Raw genomic sequence first — 18195 nt, 5'->3', positions numbered from 1 at the left:
GGCTGCCATCAGGATCAAATAGATGATCCTGGTGACAACCTTTTTTTGTTATGCGTTTACTTGGAGGCGTTGTAGTTACTCAAGAATTCTTTTACTTTTGCAGGATCAGCTTTCAATTCATTCCCGGTCTGAACGAGCGGGCTTACTGTAGAGTATGCTTTGAGTTTGTTGTTCTTGTAGAAACTCAAAATCTCATCCTGATTAATGGAGTACAGCACGGCTTTTCTCAGGTCACTGCTCTTGGCAACTTCACGATTGGCCGTGTTGAACAACAGATAGGAGACAGCGTTACTTGGCAGACTTTGCAGTTTCAGTTTGCTGTCATTTTCGATGATGTCATACTTGGTTTCAGGTACACCGTAGTATAAGTGAATTTCACTGCTGCGAAGAGCAGAGAGGGCGCTGTCTGCATCCGCGATGAATCGGACGTTAACCTGAGCAATTTTCGGCTCATCTTCCGTGCCTTTACGGTAAGCCGGATTTTTTAAGAATACACCTTCATAGTCATTTTTATAAGACAAAATATAAGGTCCGCTAGTATAAAGGGTGTTATTGTATGCTGCACCTTCAGTCACCGTGTTCTGATCACCGTAAGGAATATCTTTGTTGACGTCAAAGGAAGCTACATCATATGTGTTGATGCTCTCCACCTGTTTTTTGGACACGATACCCGCAGATTGGTGAGCCAGATAGTTCAGAACTTGTGGGAAAGGTTCAGTTGTGGTCAGTTTAACGACCTGATATTTACCTGCGCTATTATCTGCTTTGGTTTTGTCCGTCACGAGTTCTGTAATTTTGCTGCCTAATCCTTGTTCCAATGCTTCGAGGATTGTGCCATTACCGCTGGATTGTTTGATGGATTGCAATGCACTCAGATCCGTTACAACTTCAGCTTCTTTGATGTGTTCATGCAGACTGTACGTCCGGTGATCTGGAACGGAATCTTTATTTTTAGCACGATCCAGGGAGAAGATCACATCATCTGCACCGACACGTTCTCCTGTATCTACAGCTTTTTTGTTATCAATCTTCGCAAAGTTGATATCGTCTCTGAGAATGAAGTAGTAGTCCGAATTACCTTCAGCAATACTAAAGTTATGGGACAGTGATCCATCTGCTGTCAGCTGATCGTCATCCGTCAAGTTAACGAGACGTACATACATATTGGTGTTCAACTGGTTGATGGAGCCGTCGTTTCCTTTGATTGGATCAAGGGAAGTCAGTACGGATGCACTTTGCGTCAGAATCAACGGATCTTTGGCATTTTTGGAGCTGTCCTTGAACTCAATCGGTTCCCAAGCCATGGCGCGGGATTTGGAGAGACGAACGGTGTCGACATTCAGAATGTCTTGGTTCACAGCCTGACTTTTCAGGGAAATGTACAAAGGAGCGATATACGCCTGATCCGTTACCAAGCGATCTTCCAATTGTTTGTACGTGTCTTTGTACTCATCCGGAGTTTGAGTAGCTGCCTGATCGATGAGTTTATCAAGTTCCCCATCCGCAAGGATACTGTAATCTCCACCTGTTTTGAAAAGGGAACGCACCGCATAATCGGGATTTCCCGTTACCGTTGTCCAGCTGGACAAGGCAATGTCATAATTCCCTGCATCCTGCTGGGATTTGAAACTACCGTAATCCGGCTGCAGGTTCAGCTTCACATTGAAGCCGTTTTTAGTCAGTTGGTCGCGGACAATGTTTACATCATTTTCGGAAGAACTCATGGCGAGCAGTTCAATGTCTGCCGGTTTTTGTGCAGTTTCTGTTGCGTCCGCTGGTGCGGTCTCCGCCTGGGATTCAGTTTTCGTTTTTACGCTGCAGCCGGAAATCACAATGACGAGAATTAATAGTAATGAGATCAGTGTACGTTTTTTCATGGGATTACCCTCCATATCTTGAATGTGTGATGTGTGATTTCTTTTTTCTATATCATTCATTTCAACGACGAATCAGTTATGCCTTTTCCAGCTTGGGATCAAGCGCATCACGCAGACCGTCACCGAGAAAGTTAAACGAAAGAACCAGCAGAATAATAGCCAAGCCTGGATAAATCGCCAGATAAGAGTGGGTCTCCAGGTATGTACTGCCGAGCTTCAGAATGTTACCCCATTCCGGAATATGCGGCTCCACGCCGAGTCCCAGATAACTCAAACTGCTGGTAGCGATAACCGCTCCACCAATCGTGAGTGTGGACTTGATAATCATGGGCGCAAGGGAGTTGGGAATAATGTGTTTGAAAATAATCGTACGATTGTTGTACCCCAGTGCACGTGCAGCTTCCACAAATTCAAAAGTAGATACATAGAGCACACTGGCTCTCATGGTACGGGCGTAAGTTGGGATCGAACCCAGACTCAGCGCCAGAATAAGATTGACCGTATTGGCTCCAAACGCCGCAATAATGGCAATGGCGAGCAGAATTCCCGGAATCGCATAGAGAATATCCAGCAGCCGCATGATGATGTTATCCGTATGCCTTCCGTAGAAGCCGGAGAATGCTCCGAGGACTCCACCGATCAACACAGGAATGATGGTCGACATGCAACCTACGATTAAGGAGATCCGGGCACCAAATACAATCCGGGAAAATAAACATCGTCCGAAGTCGTCCGTTCCCAAGGGATACGCAAGGGAAGGGGGTTGAAGCAGAGCGGAGTAGTTGTTTTCCACAGCCATGCTGTAATCAAAAGTAAAGAAGCTGCAAATCGATATCGAGAACAGAAAAATGATAAAAAACAAACCGGACATGGCAGTCATATTTGGAGCAAGTCGCTCCCACAGATCATTCCAGAAGTTTGATTTTTGTTTCCCCTGTCTGCGAATGCGCCCAATAATGGAAATGCCGAGCAATAGGGCAAATACATTACCTGTGATTGAGGTCAGAATCAGCACTACACTGACACCGATCATCCAGCGAGGGAGGATAGAGGTCGCGTTATATCGGGATACGATAATCAGTACGACCAGGTCGATGACCAGAATAAATATGAGCACCGCCATAGCTGGCAGAAAGTTGTCAGCCACATAAGGTTTGAAAACATTTAACGCAGATACACCGATGACGAACAGCTGGGTTAACAGCATATATACCGCAAAGGTGTACTCCACATTCCTGGCTTTTCGAATCAGATGAAAGGCTGCCGTTACGATAAATATATTGCCAGAAATGATGGCAAGTAGCTGAACCCAGGCTAACCTGCGGGTCAAAGTAGAGATCGTACCCGTACGGATCAAGTCTTTTCGAATCCGAAGGGTGATGACACTTTGGACCAGTGTGAAGAATACATAGATCCCAAGTATCGTTAGCAGAAATGGTTTGAACGTCTGCCCGCTCCAGTCATAACTGTTGAACAGCAACAAGGCAGTCAAGAGAAGGGACGTGATCCAGGCGAAGCTTGCCTGACTATATTCTCGAGAAGACTTAAGCCGGAAACGCATTTCTTGTGTTAAGGACGAGTTTGTCATAATACACCTGCTTTAAGAGGTAGTTCAACACACACTTTAATATTGTTTCATCTTGGAGCGCACTCTTGGATCAATAAAAGCGTACAGCAGATCAACCGCTACATTGATAATGGAGATCGTAATTGCTGTGTAGATTACTCCGCCCATGATACTCGGAATATCGGGGATGAATTGTTTATCCACAATATAGCTGCCGAGACCGCTGATATTAAACACTTTCTCCGTCACTGCTGCCCCGCCAAGCATGGCTCCGAATTGAAGTCCAACCACAGTTACGATTGGAATCAATGCATTACGTACAGCGTGTTTCAGCATGACCTGACGTTCGCTTAACCCCTTGGCGCGGGCGGTCATCACATAATCCTCATGAATGACTTCCAGTGTAGAAGACCGGGTCATCCGTGCCACCGCAGCCGTAAGTCCTGTGCCCAGCACAATGGTTGGCATAATGATCGACAGCCAGTTCTGCGGGTTGAAGGTGGCGGGAAGCCACTGTAATTTGATCGAAAAGTTCAGAATGAAAATAAGTCCTTGCCAGAAATTCGGGATCGATAATCCAATCAGAGCGATGAACATAAACGTATAATCGAACCATGAATTAGGCTTAATCGCTGAGATGATACCGATGGGCAATGCGATGACGAGTGCTAGCAGCAGGGAGATGACCGCCAGCGTCAATGTAATTGGAAACTTTCTTGCAATCGTTGCTGTTACGTCTTCATTTCCTGCAAAAGACTTGCCAAGATCGAAGAGAGCAACTCCCTTAATATTGTTCCAGAGCTGTGTAAGATAAGGCTGATCCAAGCCATACACCTGATTGAATGCTGCGATCTGTTCCTGCGTTGCTGTCTCTCCGAGAATGTTAGCTGCCGGGTTGAACGGAGACATATACAAAATCGTAAATACGAGTGTGGCTACGCCCAGAATGACAAATACCGTCATCAGTATTCTTTCAAATATGTACTTTAGATAAGGATTTCCATACAAAAAGAGGATGCCATACATCAGACAGCCAGGAATAATGGATATCGCGAAAAACCACGGTTTGTCGATAAGGGTGTGGAATGTATTGGCCATCGTAAGACGTTGACTTCCCTGTTCCTGAAGTATGCGAGAAGTCCGCTCCTTCAACTCTTTCTGAACCGTTTCTTCCAACCATTCCTCGGTCTGACGTCTGAATTCTTCCTCACTGACCTGCTGCTGGAAAAAACGATGTTTGCGTCGCAGCTGTTCTTCGACTTCCAACTTCAGCTTGTTCCGATAGGAAGAAGCGAGCAGTTCTTGCTCAGCCTTCTGCCTGGCAGCTACCCAGCCGTCATTTTTTCGATTCGAACGCCATATTAGAAACACGACCAGATTGATCGGTAATCCAAGAATGAACAGAACATATCGGTAGGAAGGATGAAGTAGCATTTTGCCATAAATAAAACTTAAATTGTGCACCAACCGCGTGAGTCTGCTGCCTTCTGCAAGATTCAAACCAAGCGTGCCTCCTTTCATTCAGGTTTAAATTGCATTATTCCGATTGATATAGTATATATTATTTAGGGTCTAAACAATTGTCAAGGAATTAAATGGTATACATATGAGATAAGTGAATGTGAAATACGGATGAGAGCTGGTGATAACATGGAACCTTTATTGAAAGTTAATGATCTATCGGTCTCTTTTCATTCTGGAGAGAGTGAGTTTCATGCAGTACGAGAGGTAAGTTTTGAAGTGCGCAAAGGAGAGACACTAGGCATTGTAGGCGAATCGGGTAGTGGCAAGAGTGTAACCGCACGTTCCATTATGAGGCTTCTTGCATCGCCGCCTTCACAGATGAAAAATGGAGAGATTCTGTTCAAAGGGGTCGATCTGGCGAATAAAACGCAGAAAGAGATGGAGAGCATTCGTGGGCGTGATATTGGCATGATCTTTCAGGACCCGATGAGTTCTCTTAATCCGACTATTAAAGTGGGTAAACAGATCTCCGAAAGTCTAATCAAACATCAGAAGGTGTCCAAAAGGGAAGCCAAGAAACAGGCGATTGCCATGATGGAGCGGGTGGGGATAACTCGTAGTGAAATACGCTACAACCAATATCCACACGAATTCTCCGGAGGCATGCGCCAGCGGGTCATGATCGGTATTGCACTTGCTTGTCGTCCTGAATTACTCATTGCCGATGAGCCGACAACCGCACTTGACGTTACGATTCAGGCACAAATTCTTAATTTGATGAAAGATATGCAGGACCAACTGGGCACATCGATTATCCTGATCACGCATGATTTGGGCGTAGTAGCAGGCATGTGTGATCGGGTTGTTGTTATGAAAGAAGGACAGATTGTGGAAACCGGGACAACAACAGAGATTTTTGCTAATCCCAAACACCCGTATACGATCAGACTTCTGAATGCATTACCACGTCTGGATCAGAAGAAAAAGCCCAAACCGGTATCGTTGGTCCAGAGAGATCTCGAGGATGATCAGCCGTTGCTTGAGGTGAAATCACTCAGACAACATTTTAATCTGGGGAAAGGCAATACCTTAAAGGCCGTGAATGATATTAGCTTCCATATTCGTCAAGGAGAGACACTCGGCGTTGTAGGGGAATCTGGCAGTGGTAAATCAACCACGGGGCGTGCCATTCTGCGATTGCATGAGCCAACAGGTGGAGATGTACTGTTTAAAGGAGTTCCGCTCAATCGCTTGTCAGCTTCGGAGATGAAAACGATGCGTAGACATATGCAGATTATTTTCCAGGACCCTTATGCATCTCTGAATCCCAAAATGAGGATTATGGATATCATTGGAGAAGCCCTTGATATTCATCAACTTGCAGGTACAGCATCTCAGCGGGAGAAGCGGGTAGAGGAACTACTGGAGATGGTGGGTCTTGATCCTACCCATGCGCAGCGTTATCCACATGAATTCTCTGGTGGACAGAGACAGCGGATCGGTATTGCACGAGCTCTGGCTGTGGAACCTGAATTCATCGTATGTGATGAGCCGTTGTCTGCACTGGATGTGTCGATACAGGCTCAGATCGTACAATTGCTTGAAGAGTTGCAGCAGCGACTCGGATTGACGTATCTCTTCATCGCGCATGACTTGTCCATGGTTAAACATATCAGTGACCGAGTGGCTGTGATGTATAATGGGAAAATTGTGGAGCTTGCAGAGAGTGAAGAACTCTATTCCAACCCGCAACATGCCTACACCAAGGCTTTGCTATCTGCTATTCCCGTGCCTGATCCGGCGGTAGAAGCGAAGAAAAAGAGACATGTTGTGAAAGAAACAACAAGAGAGAATGTTGAAGTAGAGGACCGTTATAATCTCGAACATTCCAAGTGGGTAGAAGTCACGGAAGGGCACTGGGTAGCCATATCTAGTTAGATAGTGCAATATATAGTCTTTTTAACTACAAAAGAACCCCGACGATGATCTTCACAGATCGTTATCGGGGTTAAGTTATATGTTCTTCGTATAATGGCAGTAATCAAAAGCGATTATTTGAATTGAACCGATTTCTTGATGGTATCAATCTCGGCTTTGGTCTTATCATCCACGTAAGTGAATATGAAGTTGAAAGCATATCCTTCAATAATTGTACTATAGTAATCTTGAGTAACGGTTGAACCGTCACCTGGATCCATCGTGATTTGCATCAGATCCATCTCTTTACCACCGATGGTTTCCGTTGTCATTTCCTTATAATCGTAAGGGAACTGGCTATCCACCATGAATTTTTTGGTTGCTTCCAGGTAGTCTTTACCTGTACGAATGCCTTGCAACAAGCTTACTTTCTCAGCAACCGCAATTGCGGAAGGACCAACTTGGCCTGCATCTAATGGATACTTTGAAGCCATAAGCAGATTCAATGTTTTGGTCTGAGACAGTTCAATTTGTTTTTTCTTTGTTTCATCATCACCAGCAATCGCTTCGGATGAAGCACTTGTCAGCTCATTCATGCCTGCAGCATCCTGGAACTCCCAAGCTTCCGGAAATTTCAGAGATACGCCAAAATAGTCATTGGTGTAAGAACCTTTTTCCGTAGTCCCCAGCTCAACGTCTTGGGAATTATCAGTTTCCTTGGACTCTTCGCTTGCTGGTTCTGTGTTCTCTGTTTCTTCTGTAGTCGCTGTATCAGAATCAGTACCTGTCGTTGTTTCTGTCGGGGTAGGCTCTTCTGTTGCGGCTGTGTTATCTGCTTTGTCACCGCAAGCGGCTGCAACCAGCATAATCATAATGAGCATGGCGAATAAAGAAGCTTTTTTTGGAATTGTCATATTACCCTCCTGAAATGTGTGTGTTTGTTTCTCTCTCTACATGTTGCCTGCTTCCTAAATTGTAGCACAAACGTTCTCATATACTACCTATAGGAATCTATAGGGGTCTTCTATACATAAGACATTCGGCTGGCAATTGAAACAGCTTCTGTGCTGGATTGCACACCTAATTTGTTAAAAATCACTTTTTTGTGATGATTCACGGTGCATTCCTTGATCTTTAATTTCAAAGCAATGGCTTTTACCGTGAGGCCTCCGGCTATCATCTCCAGAATGGTTAACTGACGCTCGGTGAACTCCACCGCCGGTTTGTCGCACACTTCAGCAGTCTGTTGACTCTGGCAACAGTTCTGCATGTACGCTGGAATTAACTTGGCAATGGCAATCAGTTCACCTTGCATATCTGCATTAATGGTGGACACATCCAGATAACCTACATGTTGCGATCCCATGAACAGAGGTGCGGCGTAACAATGCCAGCTTTGAAAATAAGGACTTTCATGCTGCTCGGGCAGCAGCACTACAGGCTCGTTGCTGTCCATCGTTACAGATATGGCGTTAACTCCACAGCTCTGTGCAGTGAAGAACATGCCCGGACGAATGGGGGAATCTTCTACTACAGCTTTAAGATCTGAACTGTAATTCATCGAGAGGAGCACACCGTTGCTATCTGTGAGTAAAAAAAGATAAGTGCCCGTTAAATTCTCTTGTATAACCGAGATACTGTTCTGGAATGCATGAATCAGGAAATGATTGATTTTACGAAGCCTGTCCAGACTGGGTTTTGGTAAATAGTCAAACGGTGCCGTTCCTGCTGAATGTGAGCAAGTCGGAGACTCTTCGTGGCGTGAGGTAAATGTAATGGCAGGCATGTTGTTTCCTCCTTGCTGCACAGTTCTCATCCAATCGTTTGAATGACGTGTCCTTCCTGGTTCTTAATCTCTGTTCTAACAATCTGAACGATAATATGATCCAATGAAGTTATCTCAAATGTTCCTTCAAACGGGCGAAGGTTCTCTGCCAGCTCATCAACAATTTGTTTGTTCACCGTCAGGGTAACTTGTCTGTCCGATTCCAATACAGCTGGATGTTCTCCTGCTTCGAACAGAATATTAGTATCCGGTCCGATCAAGGATAGAGAGGCACCTTTCGAAATTCGGCTACGAAGGATGGTGCCAACTAATACGGCTTGTTTGGCTCCAAGCTGGAGTTTGGCCGGAACCGATTTTTGCAGCAATTTTTTGCGAGGAGATTCCCAAGCCAGTTGTTGTATGAATAAAAATGCTGTGCTGGACCCGTCCTGTTCCATTCCATCCTCAACCGCTTGTATAACCGAAGGAATATCTGCGTACGAATTTCTCATCAGATCCGTCACATATTTGGGCATGAACATGGAGGAGGCAGACAGGAAGCCACGAGCATTCCAACTTTGAATCATTTCCAGTTCCCGGCCTGTAATGCCAACCATCTGAATAAATTGCACTGAACCATTAGGCGTTGAGACCGCGGGTAGGTCCGGATCTTCAATAAACGAGAGAGCAGTCAGCAAAGTATCGGATTCCAGACAGATGGGGCCATTGGCGTCCATGTAATCTCCTGGCTGAAAGATATTTCCGCTGTTGAACACGTAACGTCCTACATTCTGTAGCAGATTCAGCGCCCAGGCTGGCGGATCAGTCTCTACTTCACTGCGTGTAAGACGAAAGGTGATTTCAAATCCATACCCGCTTTTGGATGCATCATGCATCTCTTTTTCATATAATTCTGAGAAACCGTAGGTAACAAAATGCCAGTGAGGCATAGGGTCATCGACAGCATAAACGCTAATGCCATCGAGTGGATCGGGACCTCCAAGAATATACGGAAGGGCAGTGCCGTAGTGTTTTGGCTCTTGTTCCCCATACAATTCACGCATGGATTGATCAATCGCATCCCAACCGGATGTGTTTTCTTCCTGAGTCATTATTGAATCCTCCTTGACTGTTCTTTCCCCCGAAAAACATTTAAAATTAAGTCTACCTGTTACAGAAACGGATTCAAGCGGCTTAAGGATGAATTGTGTCAGATAGGACTTCGGTGTTATTAATTGCAATTCAGGGAGTGAAATTACATGAGTATGAAAGGTATCTATTTAAAGTGGGGGAGTACGCTTTTGAATGGATGGCGAAAGATATCCCGGCTTTAGGGGACCAAAGTCCCGCTGTTTACCTGGAAACGGAGAAAGGAGCGCAGGCATTAAGGGCAGCGATTATGCGTATGCCGCGTTAATTTTTTCGATGGTGAGAGTGTGCGAACGATCATATGATCCAGTGAAGTTGATTTTGCAAAATAGATATGTTACGCTTACATTACAAGAGCAAACACAACAGAATATGCAATAACATCTTTTGATGGATTGTAACTGTGAAGACAGGCAAAACCTAAACTGATGGTGAAATGAAAGCTCCTTTTTTTTGGTGCTATTTTACCTTGAGTTTAGGTTTTTCTTGTTTTCTGCTCTAAATCACACCATTTTTTACCTGGAAAAACCAAAATAAATTTCGAAAAGAGGTTGTTGTTCATGACCACGGCAAAAAAAGGATTCCCCGAAAACTTCCTATGGGGCGGCGCTACAGCTGCCAATCAATTGGAGGGTGCATTCGATAAGGACGGCAAAGGCCTCTCCACAGCGGACATGATCGCTCATGTTCCCAAAGAGAAGCGTACAGGCGGACATGCTATGGAAATTTCCTCTTCCCGAATCGAAGAGATCCTCTCCGGCAAATTTGAAGAACGTTTCCCGAAACGTTTTGGTATCGATTTCTACCATCACTTTAGAGAAGATATTGCATTGTTCGCTGAAATGGGCTTCAAAGTATTCCGTTTGTCCATTCACTGGGCACGTATTTTCCCGAACGGTTATGATCAAGAGCCAAATGAAGCAGGTTTGAAATTCTATGATGAAGTATTCGACGAATTGTTGAAATATGGCATCGAGCCGCTCGTTACATTGTCTCACTATGAGACACCGCTTGGCTTGACGCAAAAATATAACGGCTGGGCTGGCCGTGAAGTAATCCAGCACTATGTTCGGTATGCAGAAACGGTGTTCAACCGTTATAAAAATAAAGTGAAATACTGGCTGACGTTTAATGAAATTAACGTCATGCTGTTCAGCCCATACACTGGCGGCGGCATTCTGATCGATAAAGTGGACAACAAACTGCAAACCACTTATCAAGCGCTGCATCACCAATTTGTAGCAAGTGCATTGGTAACGAAGCTTGCTCACGAGATTATGCCTGGTTCCCAAGTGGGTTGTATGCTTGCTCGTATGGAAACTTATGCAGCAACATGTAATCCGGTAGATGTTCGTCTGGCTCAACACGAGAATCAGATTAACCTCTTCTTCACGGACATGCATGCTCGTGGTAAATACCCGAACTACATGGCTCGTTATTTTGAAGAAAACGACATCGTGATCCAAAAAGAAGCAGGCGATGACGAGATCTTGCTGAACAATACCGTTGATTTCATCTCCTTCAGCTACTACATGTCCGTAACCAAATCTGCATCTGCAGACAAGGAAGAAACATCGGGTAACCTGACTGGCGGCGTGAAAAACCCTTATCTGGAAGCATCCGACTGGGGCTGGGAGATCGATCCGATCGGTCTGCGCGTAACCTTGAACAACTTCTGGGATCGTTACCAGAAACCATTGTTCATCGTAGAAAATGGTCTGGGTGCATATGACCGTGTTGAAGAAGACGGTTCGATCCATGACTCCTATCGTGTGGATTACCTGAAAAAACACATCGAACAAATGAAAGAAGCCATCAAAGATGGCGTCGATCTGATTGGATTTACAGCATGGGGCCCGATTGACCTTGTGAGCATGTCCACTTCCGAAATGTCCAAACGTTATGGTTTCATCTACGTGGATCTGGATGACGAAGGTAACGGAACACTCAAACGTTCCAAAAAGGATTCATTCGACTGGTACAAAAACGTAATCTCCAGTAATGGTGAGCAACTGTAATTCTCACGTTTTCTGAGCGGGCAAACCTGATATAACAGTTAGTGTTTAATGGAATTTAATGTTCCTGAGGGCCTGCTGATTAGCGTTTGTCCGCTTTTTTATGTGCTGCAAACATTACATATGGAGGGATATCTTTTGAAAAGATGGAGTATGAACACAAAAAGTATGGGATGGATGCTTGCCCTGACACTAAGTCTGAGTGTGATCTGGCCAGCAACCGTTGGTGCGGAAAGCACCCAGGTTACTCGAATCCAGGCCAATACCTATGTTGGTGATCCTGGAGAGATGGTAGAGTCCTTTGACATTACTGTAGCGAATCCGGAGAAATATCAGAATCTGAAAGCTTCAGACTTCGAACTTACTGGCAATTATGATGGCTATCCTTTAAATGAAGCGGAAGAGATCATACAGAATGAGTATGAAGATGACGGAATAAAATTGACAATTACGGATCATACCATCCATATGGCGGTAAAGCCTTTTAAATATCCAGGTGGATTTAAGTCAGCATTTGCAGTCACAAGCAAGGCGTATCCTGAACTTTCTTTTGACGATAAAAATGTAAATGTAGTCAAAACGCGTACGGTCGATGAGTTTGAAAAAGGACAATTTACAGGCAGTAATGGTGCGAACTTGTTCTATCAACTGAAACGAAGCACGTCCGAAGAACCGAAGCCGCTCATGGTATGGCTCCATGGTGGTGGCGAAGTTGGTACGGACGGGCGCAGCCATCTTACTGCAAATCGTGGAGCTGTAGTCTGGACGGAATCGGGGTATGATACTTCCGTACTGGCCGTACAGTATCCTGAGAATTACAGCTTCAAAATCTATGATAACCCGGAGCAACTGGCCCAGATGCAGGCGTACTTCGTGGCGCAGTATGAGTTGATTCAGAAGCTGGTTGCTGAAGGTGAAGTTGATCCGAATCGGATCTATCTGTCTGGTGTTTCCAGTGGCGGTGGTGGTGCCTTCCGTTTCTTGACACAATATCCCGATCTGTTTGCTGGAGCGATTATTGTAGCGGCCAAGGATACGGTAGCGGATTACACCGGATCTGTAGAAGCATTCAAAAAAGAACTGAAAGATATTGTGGATGTCCCAGTATGGATTATGCATGCCAAAAATGATCCAACCACTGACAGCCGGACAAGCTCTTTGGCTTATCAGGCTTTGACTGAGCTTGGAGCCAAGCATGTCAATATGACGCTGTATGACGATGCATACATGGATAGCCAAAGACTGTACGGTGGCATGAAGCATTGGTCATGGGTACCGGCTTTTGACAACAAAGAAGTACTTGCCGACCTGTTCCAACTAAGCAAAGGGACTTCAGGGGAACAGGATGGAGGTAACATAGAGCATGGAACAAAACCAACTGAGCCTGTGACAAGAGCGCAGATCGCCCTCGTGCTTGCCGACAAGTTAAATCTTCCTGAAGTATCCGAATCTGCTTACCCGTACACAGATTCTGCTCCTGAATGGGCTCGTCAGGCCATCGCAACAGTGACCAAGGCAGGATTGATGAAAGGTGTCAGCAATCAGATATTTGCCTCGGGAGAGGAAGTAACACGTGCACAGATGGCAGTGATCGTAGACCATATTTTGACGAGTCGCGGCTGGAATGATGCAGACGAGTCAACTGTAGTATTGTTCAAGGATTTGAATGATAAGCATTGGGCTTATGAAGCCGTTCAAAATAGTGCCAAAGCCGGTATTATGTCCGGTATGTCCAAAGATCAATTTGATTCATCGAAGTCGGTTACAGGTGCTCAGCTGGAGCTGATTCTGCAACGATTGGAACAATTGCCAACAAACTAAGTTCAATAACCAACTTAATAATGATAAATAATGAGAGGAATGATTGATATGACTACACCATTTCCGAAAGACTTCCTATGGGGCGGCGCTGTAGCAGCCAACCAACTTGAAGGAGCTTATAATACAGATGGCAAAGGTCTGTCTGTTCAAGATGTAATGCCACACGGGATTACAACGCCTAGAACGGAAGCACCTACAGAAGATAACCTGAAACTGATCGGTATCGATTTCTACAACCGCTACAAAGAGGATGTTAAACTGTTTGCTGAAATGGGCTTCAAAGTGTTCCGTACATCAATCGCTTGGTCCCGTATCTTCCCTAAAGGTGATGAATTGGAGCCAAATGAGAAGGGTCTGCAATTCTACGATGACCTGTTCGATGAGTGTCACAAATACGGGATTGAACCACTCGTAACGATCTCTCACTATGAGACACCGCTGCATTTGTCCAAAACATATGATGGCTGGGTTAACCGTAAAATGATCGATTTCTACGAGCGTTATGTAACAGTTCTTTTCAACCGTTTCAAAGGCAAAGTTAAATACTGGCTGACATTCAATGAAATCAACTCCATTCTGGAAGAGCCATTCATGAGTGGCGGCATCTATACGCCAAAAGCAGAACTGTCCAAACAGGATCTGTACCAAGCGATCCATCATGAATTGGTAGCCAGTGCGTTAGCTGTAAAACTGGGACATGAAATTATGCCTGAAGCCAAAATCGGCTGTATGGTACTGAGTATGCCTACGTATCCGTTGACTCCGAATCCGGATGATGTGGTTGCAGCGATGCATGCGGAACAACGCAATGATATCTTTGCTGATATCCATGCACGTGGTTATTATCCGAAATACATTAATCGTTATTTCAAAGCGAATAATATCAATATTAAGTTTGAAGATGGCGATGCTGAAATTCTGAAGCATACCGTAGACTTTATCTCGTTCAGTTATTATGTAAGTATCTGTGAGACTGGTGATCCCGAGAAACGTATCGAAGGCAAAGGAAACCTGTTCGCAGGTGTGCAAAACCCTTATCTGAAAGCGAGTGAGTGGGGCTGGCAGATCGATCCGCAAGGACTGCGCGTAACCTTGAACAAATACTGGGACCGTTATCAAAAACCATTGTTTATTGTCGAAAATGGTCTGGGCGCAGTCGATGAGCTGATTACGGACGAAAATGGAAATAAAACGGTGAACGATGATTACCGTATTCAATACTTGAATGACCATCTGGTACAGGTTGGCGAAGCTCTTGAGGATGGCGTAGAAGTGATGGGTTATACGTCATGGGGCTGTATTGACCTGGTAAGTGCTTCAACAGCAGAGATGAAGAAACGTTATGGTTTCATCTATGTAGACCGCAACAATGACGGTTCAGGAACATTGGATCGTTACAAGAAAAAATCATTCCATTGGTACAAGGAAGTTATTAGTACAAATGGCACAAGTCTTAAGAACAACAACGAGTAAATACTAGTTCTATAAGCATAGTTGTGCAAGCACCTTTTGATGTCACATTAACGCACATTAACCGCTTTCACAAAAACATTGTCATATGGATAATTATATGGTAAGATTGGCCTAAGGCTAATGAATACTGGATTGTTACTGTTCAATCAGGCAAAACCAGAGGCGGGGCATATTTCGTGACCTGCTTTGGTTTTGCCTTTTACTACTTTGACGGTGCAAGGTGATGTGGAGAAATGAAAATTGAGAAGGTGCTGAACAACAACGTAGTTACCGTAATTGATCCGGGAGGAAACGAACTGGTCGTTATGGGACGTGGAATTGCCTTCAAAAAGCATACTGGTGAATCGATTGACGAGAGTCTCGTCGAAAAAATATTCTCGCTTGAAAGTAAGGAAGTATCACAGAAACTCAAAACGCTTCTGTCTGATATCCCGGTTGAATATGTCGAGTGCTCGGATGAGATTATCCGTTATGCCGAGACGGTGTTAGGTGAGAAGCTGCATGAGAGCATCTACATTTCACTGACGGATCATATTCATTTTGCCATTGATCGACATCGTCAAGGATTGCAGATCCGTAACGCATTGTTCTGGGAGATCAAGCGCATGTACCGGAAGGAATATGCCATTGGACTCAAGGCGCTACAGATTATTGAGGAAACGTTAGGTGTCCTGCTACCCGAAGACGAATGCGCATTCATTGCAATGCATCTGGTTAACGCCCAGATGAACGGTGAGATGAGGGAAACGATTAGTATTACGAACATCGTTAAGGACATACTTAACATCGTAAGACGTAGCTTTGTGATTGAACTTGATGAAGATTCATTGAGTTATTATCGATTTTTAACTCATCTGAAGTTCTTTGCTCAACGTGTGTTGCAAGGAACGGCGATTGAAGATAAAGAAGTAGATAATCCGCTTCATGACTTAGTGAGCAAGCAGTATCCGGAAGCACATGCATGTGCTGTAAGGATCAGTGACTATACGCGTAAGATCTATAATCGGGTATTGTCCAAGGAAGAAATACTGTATCTGACCATTCATATTGAACGGATTGTCAGAAATGAACAAACAATTGAATAAAGTTGGGATTGTTACTGCTAAAAAGGCAAAACCTAAACGTTGAATAATGATAAGCTTTTCTGCTTTGTCATTATTCAGTGTTTAGGTTTTTTTTTAACCTTCATTACACATAAAAGGAGCAAAACACAATGGATAAACAACAATTGTCCAAGGACATTTTGAAGCTTGTTGGTGGGGAAGAGAATATCGATCAAGTCACTCACTGTATGACAAGACTCAGATTTAACCTGAATGACAACCAAAAAGCGGACAAAGCGACGCTGAAAAATACACCAGGCGTTATGGGCGTGATGGAGAATGGTGGACAGTTCCAGGTTATCATCGGTAACGATGTGCCTATCGTGTATAACGCACTCGTTGGCAACATGTCCAAATCACCAAACGCAGATAATGCAACCTCAAGCGCTTCAACTGGGGAGAAGAAAAAGAGAAATCCAATAAGTGCGCTGTTCGACTTCATCTCAGGTATGTTTACACCAATCCTGCCTGCAATTACGGGTGCAGGTATGATCAAAGGGATCGTGGCTATCCTTGTCGCACTTGGATGGTTGTCCGATACTAGTTCAACCTATATCATTTTGTCGGCAATTGGTGACGGTGCCTTCTACTTCCTGCCAATCATTCTGGCGATCAGTGCTGCACGTAAGCTGGGTAGTAATATGTATATTGCCGCGGCGCTTGCTGCGGGCATTATGCACCCGACCATTACAGCATTGCTGGCCGATGGTCACAATTCATCCTTTATGGGGATTACAGTCATAGCGGCAACGTATTCTTCTACAGTTATTCCGATTGTTCTGGCCGTTTGGATTGCTTCATATGTAGAGAAAGCCGTTGATCGTGTTATACATGCTTCACTTAAGTTACTCATTGTTCCAACAGTTACCTTGTTAATTATGGTTCCACTGACGTTGATGACAGTAGGTCCATTGGGTACGGTTCTTGGTAATGGTTTGTCCGGTGGTATTTCATGGTTGTTCGACAACATGTCCATCTTCGCAAGTATCCTGATTGGTGGTACGATGTCACTGCTGATCATTACAGGTATGCACTATGCGTTGCTGCCAATCGTTGTTGGTTCAATGACAACACTGGGTTACGACTTTATTATTCCACTGATGTTTGCAGCTAACTTGGCACAAGGTGGTGCAGCATTTGGTGTAGGTCTCAGATCGAGAAATAGCAAAACCAAATCCCTGGCCTATTCCACAGGTCTTACGGCTATTATGGGGATCACGGAACCAGCGATGTATGGTATCAACATGAAGTTCAAAAAACCATTTATCGCAGCTCTCAGCGGGGGTGCTATTGCTGGTGCATTCATGGGAATCTTCAATGTTAAATCGTATGTTATTACAGGACTTGCAGGTCTGCCGAGTATTGCGGCATTTGTCAGTCCAGCAATTAGCACATTGATTTATGCTTTGGTTGGTGGTTTGATTGCCATCGTAGCGGCAGCAATCATTACGTATATCTTGGGCTTCCAAGAAGAAAATGCATCGGAGCCAGTAGCTGCACCAGCAGCAGAGCCGGCAACACCAGCAGCAACAACTTCTGCTGCTGTAACTGAAGAAGCAAAAGCACAAGATGAGCAAGTATTCAGCCCGATCACAGGTGAAGTTAAACCGCTGAGCGAAGTGCCAGACCCTGCGTTCTCTGAAGAGATTATGGGTAAAGGATTCGCGATTCAACCATCTGAAGGTCGCGTCGTATCTCCGATCAACGGAACCGTGTTCTCGTTATCGAAGAGTGGACATGCCATTGGTCTGGTAAGTGATACAGGCGCAGAGATGTTGATTCATATCGGGATTGATACCGTGAAGCTGAAAGGTCAATTCTTCTCTCCTAAAGTTCAAGCAGGTGCGAAGGTTGCTGTAGGTGATGTACTGATGGAGTTTGACCGGGAACAGATCGAAAAAGCCGGTTACACAACGATTACACCAGTCATTATTACAAATATGCATCAGTATGAGTCGATTGAGTCTGCTGGTCGCACTACGATCAAAGAAAAAGACTTGTTGTTCACAGCTAAAGCTTAACCATAAAAATGAAACAGCAGCTT

Annotated in this window: 13 protein-coding genes; 7 read left to right on the top strand and 6 right to left on the bottom strand. The window is 44.6% G+C overall.

The annotated features are described in order from the left end of the window. Positions 1 to 56: 56 nt before the first annotated feature. The 3 genes from MHI48_RS22705 to MHI48_RS22695 all read right to left on the bottom strand — a co-directional run bounded on the left by MHI48_RS22705 (position 57) and on the right by MHI48_RS22695 (position 4944). Positions 57 to 1877 (bottom strand): ABC transporter substrate-binding protein, encoded by a 1821-nt coding sequence (locus MHI48_RS22705; protein ID WP_036617345.1) that lies wholly within the window; start codon positions 1875 to 1877, stop codon positions 57 to 59. Positions 1878 to 1953: 76 nt separating this feature from the next. Continuing rightward, complete coding sequence (locus MHI48_RS22700; RefSeq protein WP_076328215.1) at positions 1954 to 3465, bottom strand: ABC transporter permease; 1512 nt, start codon at positions 3463 to 3465, stop codon at positions 1954 to 1956. A gap of 36 nt (positions 3466 to 3501) precedes the next feature. Next, positions 3502 to 4944: an ABC transporter permease subunit gene (locus MHI48_RS22695; protein WP_245838168.1), complete on the bottom strand. Its 1443-nt coding sequence runs from the start codon at positions 4942 to 4944 to the stop codon at positions 3502 to 3504. 150 nt (positions 4945 to 5094) lie between these two features. Between MHI48_RS22695 and MHI48_RS22690 the strand changes: the two genes are divergently transcribed. Beyond that, positions 5095 to 6846 carry an ABC transporter ATP-binding protein gene (locus MHI48_RS22690; protein ID WP_245838166.1) on the top strand — a complete coding sequence of 584 codons (1752 nt, stop codon included), beginning with the start codon at positions 5095 to 5097 and terminating at the stop codon, positions 6844 to 6846. Positions 6847 to 6959: 113 nt separating this feature from the next. Here MHI48_RS22690 and MHI48_RS22685 read toward each other — a convergent pair whose 3' ends face one another. The 3 genes from MHI48_RS22685 to MHI48_RS22675 form a co-directional block, all read right to left on the bottom strand. Continuing rightward, positions 6960 to 7739 (bottom strand): hypothetical protein, encoded by a 780-nt coding sequence (locus tag MHI48_RS22685; protein ID WP_076328212.1) that lies wholly within the window; start codon positions 7737 to 7739, stop codon positions 6960 to 6962. A gap of 110 nt (positions 7740 to 7849) precedes the next feature. Beyond that, positions 7850 to 8611 (bottom strand): LuxR C-terminal-related transcriptional regulator, encoded by a 762-nt coding sequence (locus MHI48_RS22680; RefSeq protein WP_076328211.1) that lies wholly within the window; start codon positions 8609 to 8611, stop codon positions 7850 to 7852. 26 nt (positions 8612 to 8637) lie between these two features. Then, positions 8638 to 9702 (bottom strand): suppressor of fused domain protein, encoded by a 1065-nt coding sequence (locus MHI48_RS22675; protein WP_076328210.1) that lies wholly within the window; start codon positions 9700 to 9702, stop codon positions 8638 to 8640. A 113-nt stretch (positions 9703 to 9815) separates the two neighbouring features. On the opposite strand from MHI48_RS22675, the gene MHI48_RS22670 reads away from it, so the two are divergent. The 6 genes from MHI48_RS22670 (at position 9816) to MHI48_RS22645 (ending at position 18172) form a co-directional block, all read left to right on the top strand. After that, complete coding sequence (locus tag MHI48_RS22670; protein ID WP_405141846.1) at positions 9816 to 10007, top strand: antitoxin Xre/MbcA/ParS toxin-binding domain-containing protein; 192 nt, start codon at positions 9816 to 9818, stop codon at positions 10005 to 10007. 292 nt (positions 10008 to 10299) lie between these two features. Next, positions 10300 to 11757, top strand: a complete 1458-nt coding sequence (locus MHI48_RS22665; protein ID WP_036668687.1) for a glycoside hydrolase family 1 protein — start codon at positions 10300 to 10302, stop codon at positions 11755 to 11757. Positions 11758 to 11907: 150 nt separating this feature from the next. Next, entirely contained in the window at positions 11908 to 13575 is a 1668-nt protein-coding gene (locus MHI48_RS22660; RefSeq protein WP_405141843.1) for an S-layer homology domain-containing protein, read from the top strand. Between the two features lie 48 nt (positions 13576 to 13623). Beyond that, positions 13624 to 15048 carry a glycoside hydrolase family 1 protein gene (locus MHI48_RS22655; protein WP_076252802.1) on the top strand — a complete coding sequence of 475 codons (1425 nt, stop codon included), beginning with the start codon at positions 13624 to 13626 and terminating at the stop codon, positions 15046 to 15048. Between the two features lie 233 nt (positions 15049 to 15281). Then, positions 15282 to 16133 carry a BglG family transcription antiterminator LicT gene (gene licT / locus MHI48_RS22650; protein WP_036617363.1) on the top strand — a complete coding sequence of 284 codons (852 nt, stop codon included), beginning with the start codon at positions 15282 to 15284 and terminating at the stop codon, positions 16131 to 16133. 128 nt (positions 16134 to 16261) lie between these two features. Further along, positions 16262 to 18172 (top strand): beta-glucoside-specific PTS transporter subunit IIABC, encoded by a 1911-nt coding sequence (locus MHI48_RS22645; RefSeq protein WP_076252801.1) that lies wholly within the window; start codon positions 16262 to 16264, stop codon positions 18170 to 18172. Positions 18173 to 18195 lie beyond the last annotated feature (23 nt).

Source organism: Paenibacillus sp. FSL H7-0942, assembly GCF_045040715.1.
Classification (GTDB): Bacteria; Bacillota; Bacilli; order Paenibacillales; family Paenibacillaceae; genus Paenibacillus; species Paenibacillus amylolyticus.
The sequence above is the reverse complement of the archived record's forward strand: the minus strand, read 5'-3'. Positions and strand labels throughout refer to the sequence as shown.

What these genes read in the sequence shown, in the direction of transcription:
- MHI48_RS22705 (WP_036617345.1), bottom strand. Translation starts at nt 1,877, where the DNA reads ATGAAAAAACGTACACTGATCTCATTACTATTAATTCTCGTCATTGTG.
- MHI48_RS22700 (WP_076328215.1), bottom strand. Translation starts at nt 3,465, where the DNA reads ATGACAAACTCGTCCTTAACACAAGAAATGCGTTTCCGGCTTAAGTCT.
- MHI48_RS22690 (WP_245838166.1), top strand. Translation starts at nt 5,095, where the DNA reads ATGGAACCTTTATTGAAAGTTAATGATCTATCGGTCTCTTTTCATTCT.
- MHI48_RS22685 (WP_076328212.1), bottom strand. Translation starts at nt 7,739, where the DNA reads ATGACAATTCCAAAAAAAGCTTCTTTATTCGCCATGCTCATTATGATT.
- MHI48_RS22680 (WP_076328211.1), bottom strand. Translation starts at nt 8,611, where the DNA reads ATGCCTGCCATTACATTTACCTCACGCCACGAAGAGTCTCCGACTTGC.
- MHI48_RS22675 (WP_076328210.1), bottom strand. Translation starts at nt 9,702, where the DNA reads ATGACTCAGGAAGAAAACACATCCGGTTGGGATGCGATTGATCAATCC.
- MHI48_RS22665 (WP_036668687.1), top strand. Translation starts at nt 10,300, where the DNA reads ATGACCACGGCAAAAAAAGGATTCCCCGAAAACTTCCTATGGGGCGGC.
- MHI48_RS22660 (WP_405141843.1), top strand. Translation starts at nt 11,908, where the DNA reads ATGAACACAAAAAGTATGGGATGGATGCTTGCCCTGACACTAAGTCTG.
- MHI48_RS22655 (WP_076252802.1), top strand. Translation starts at nt 13,624, where the DNA reads ATGACTACACCATTTCCGAAAGACTTCCTATGGGGCGGCGCTGTAGCA.
- licT (WP_036617363.1), top strand. Translation starts at nt 15,282, where the DNA reads ATGAAAATTGAGAAGGTGCTGAACAACAACGTAGTTACCGTAATTGAT.
- MHI48_RS22645 (WP_076252801.1), top strand. Translation starts at nt 16,262, where the DNA reads ATGGATAAACAACAATTGTCCAAGGACATTTTGAAGCTTGTTGGTGGG.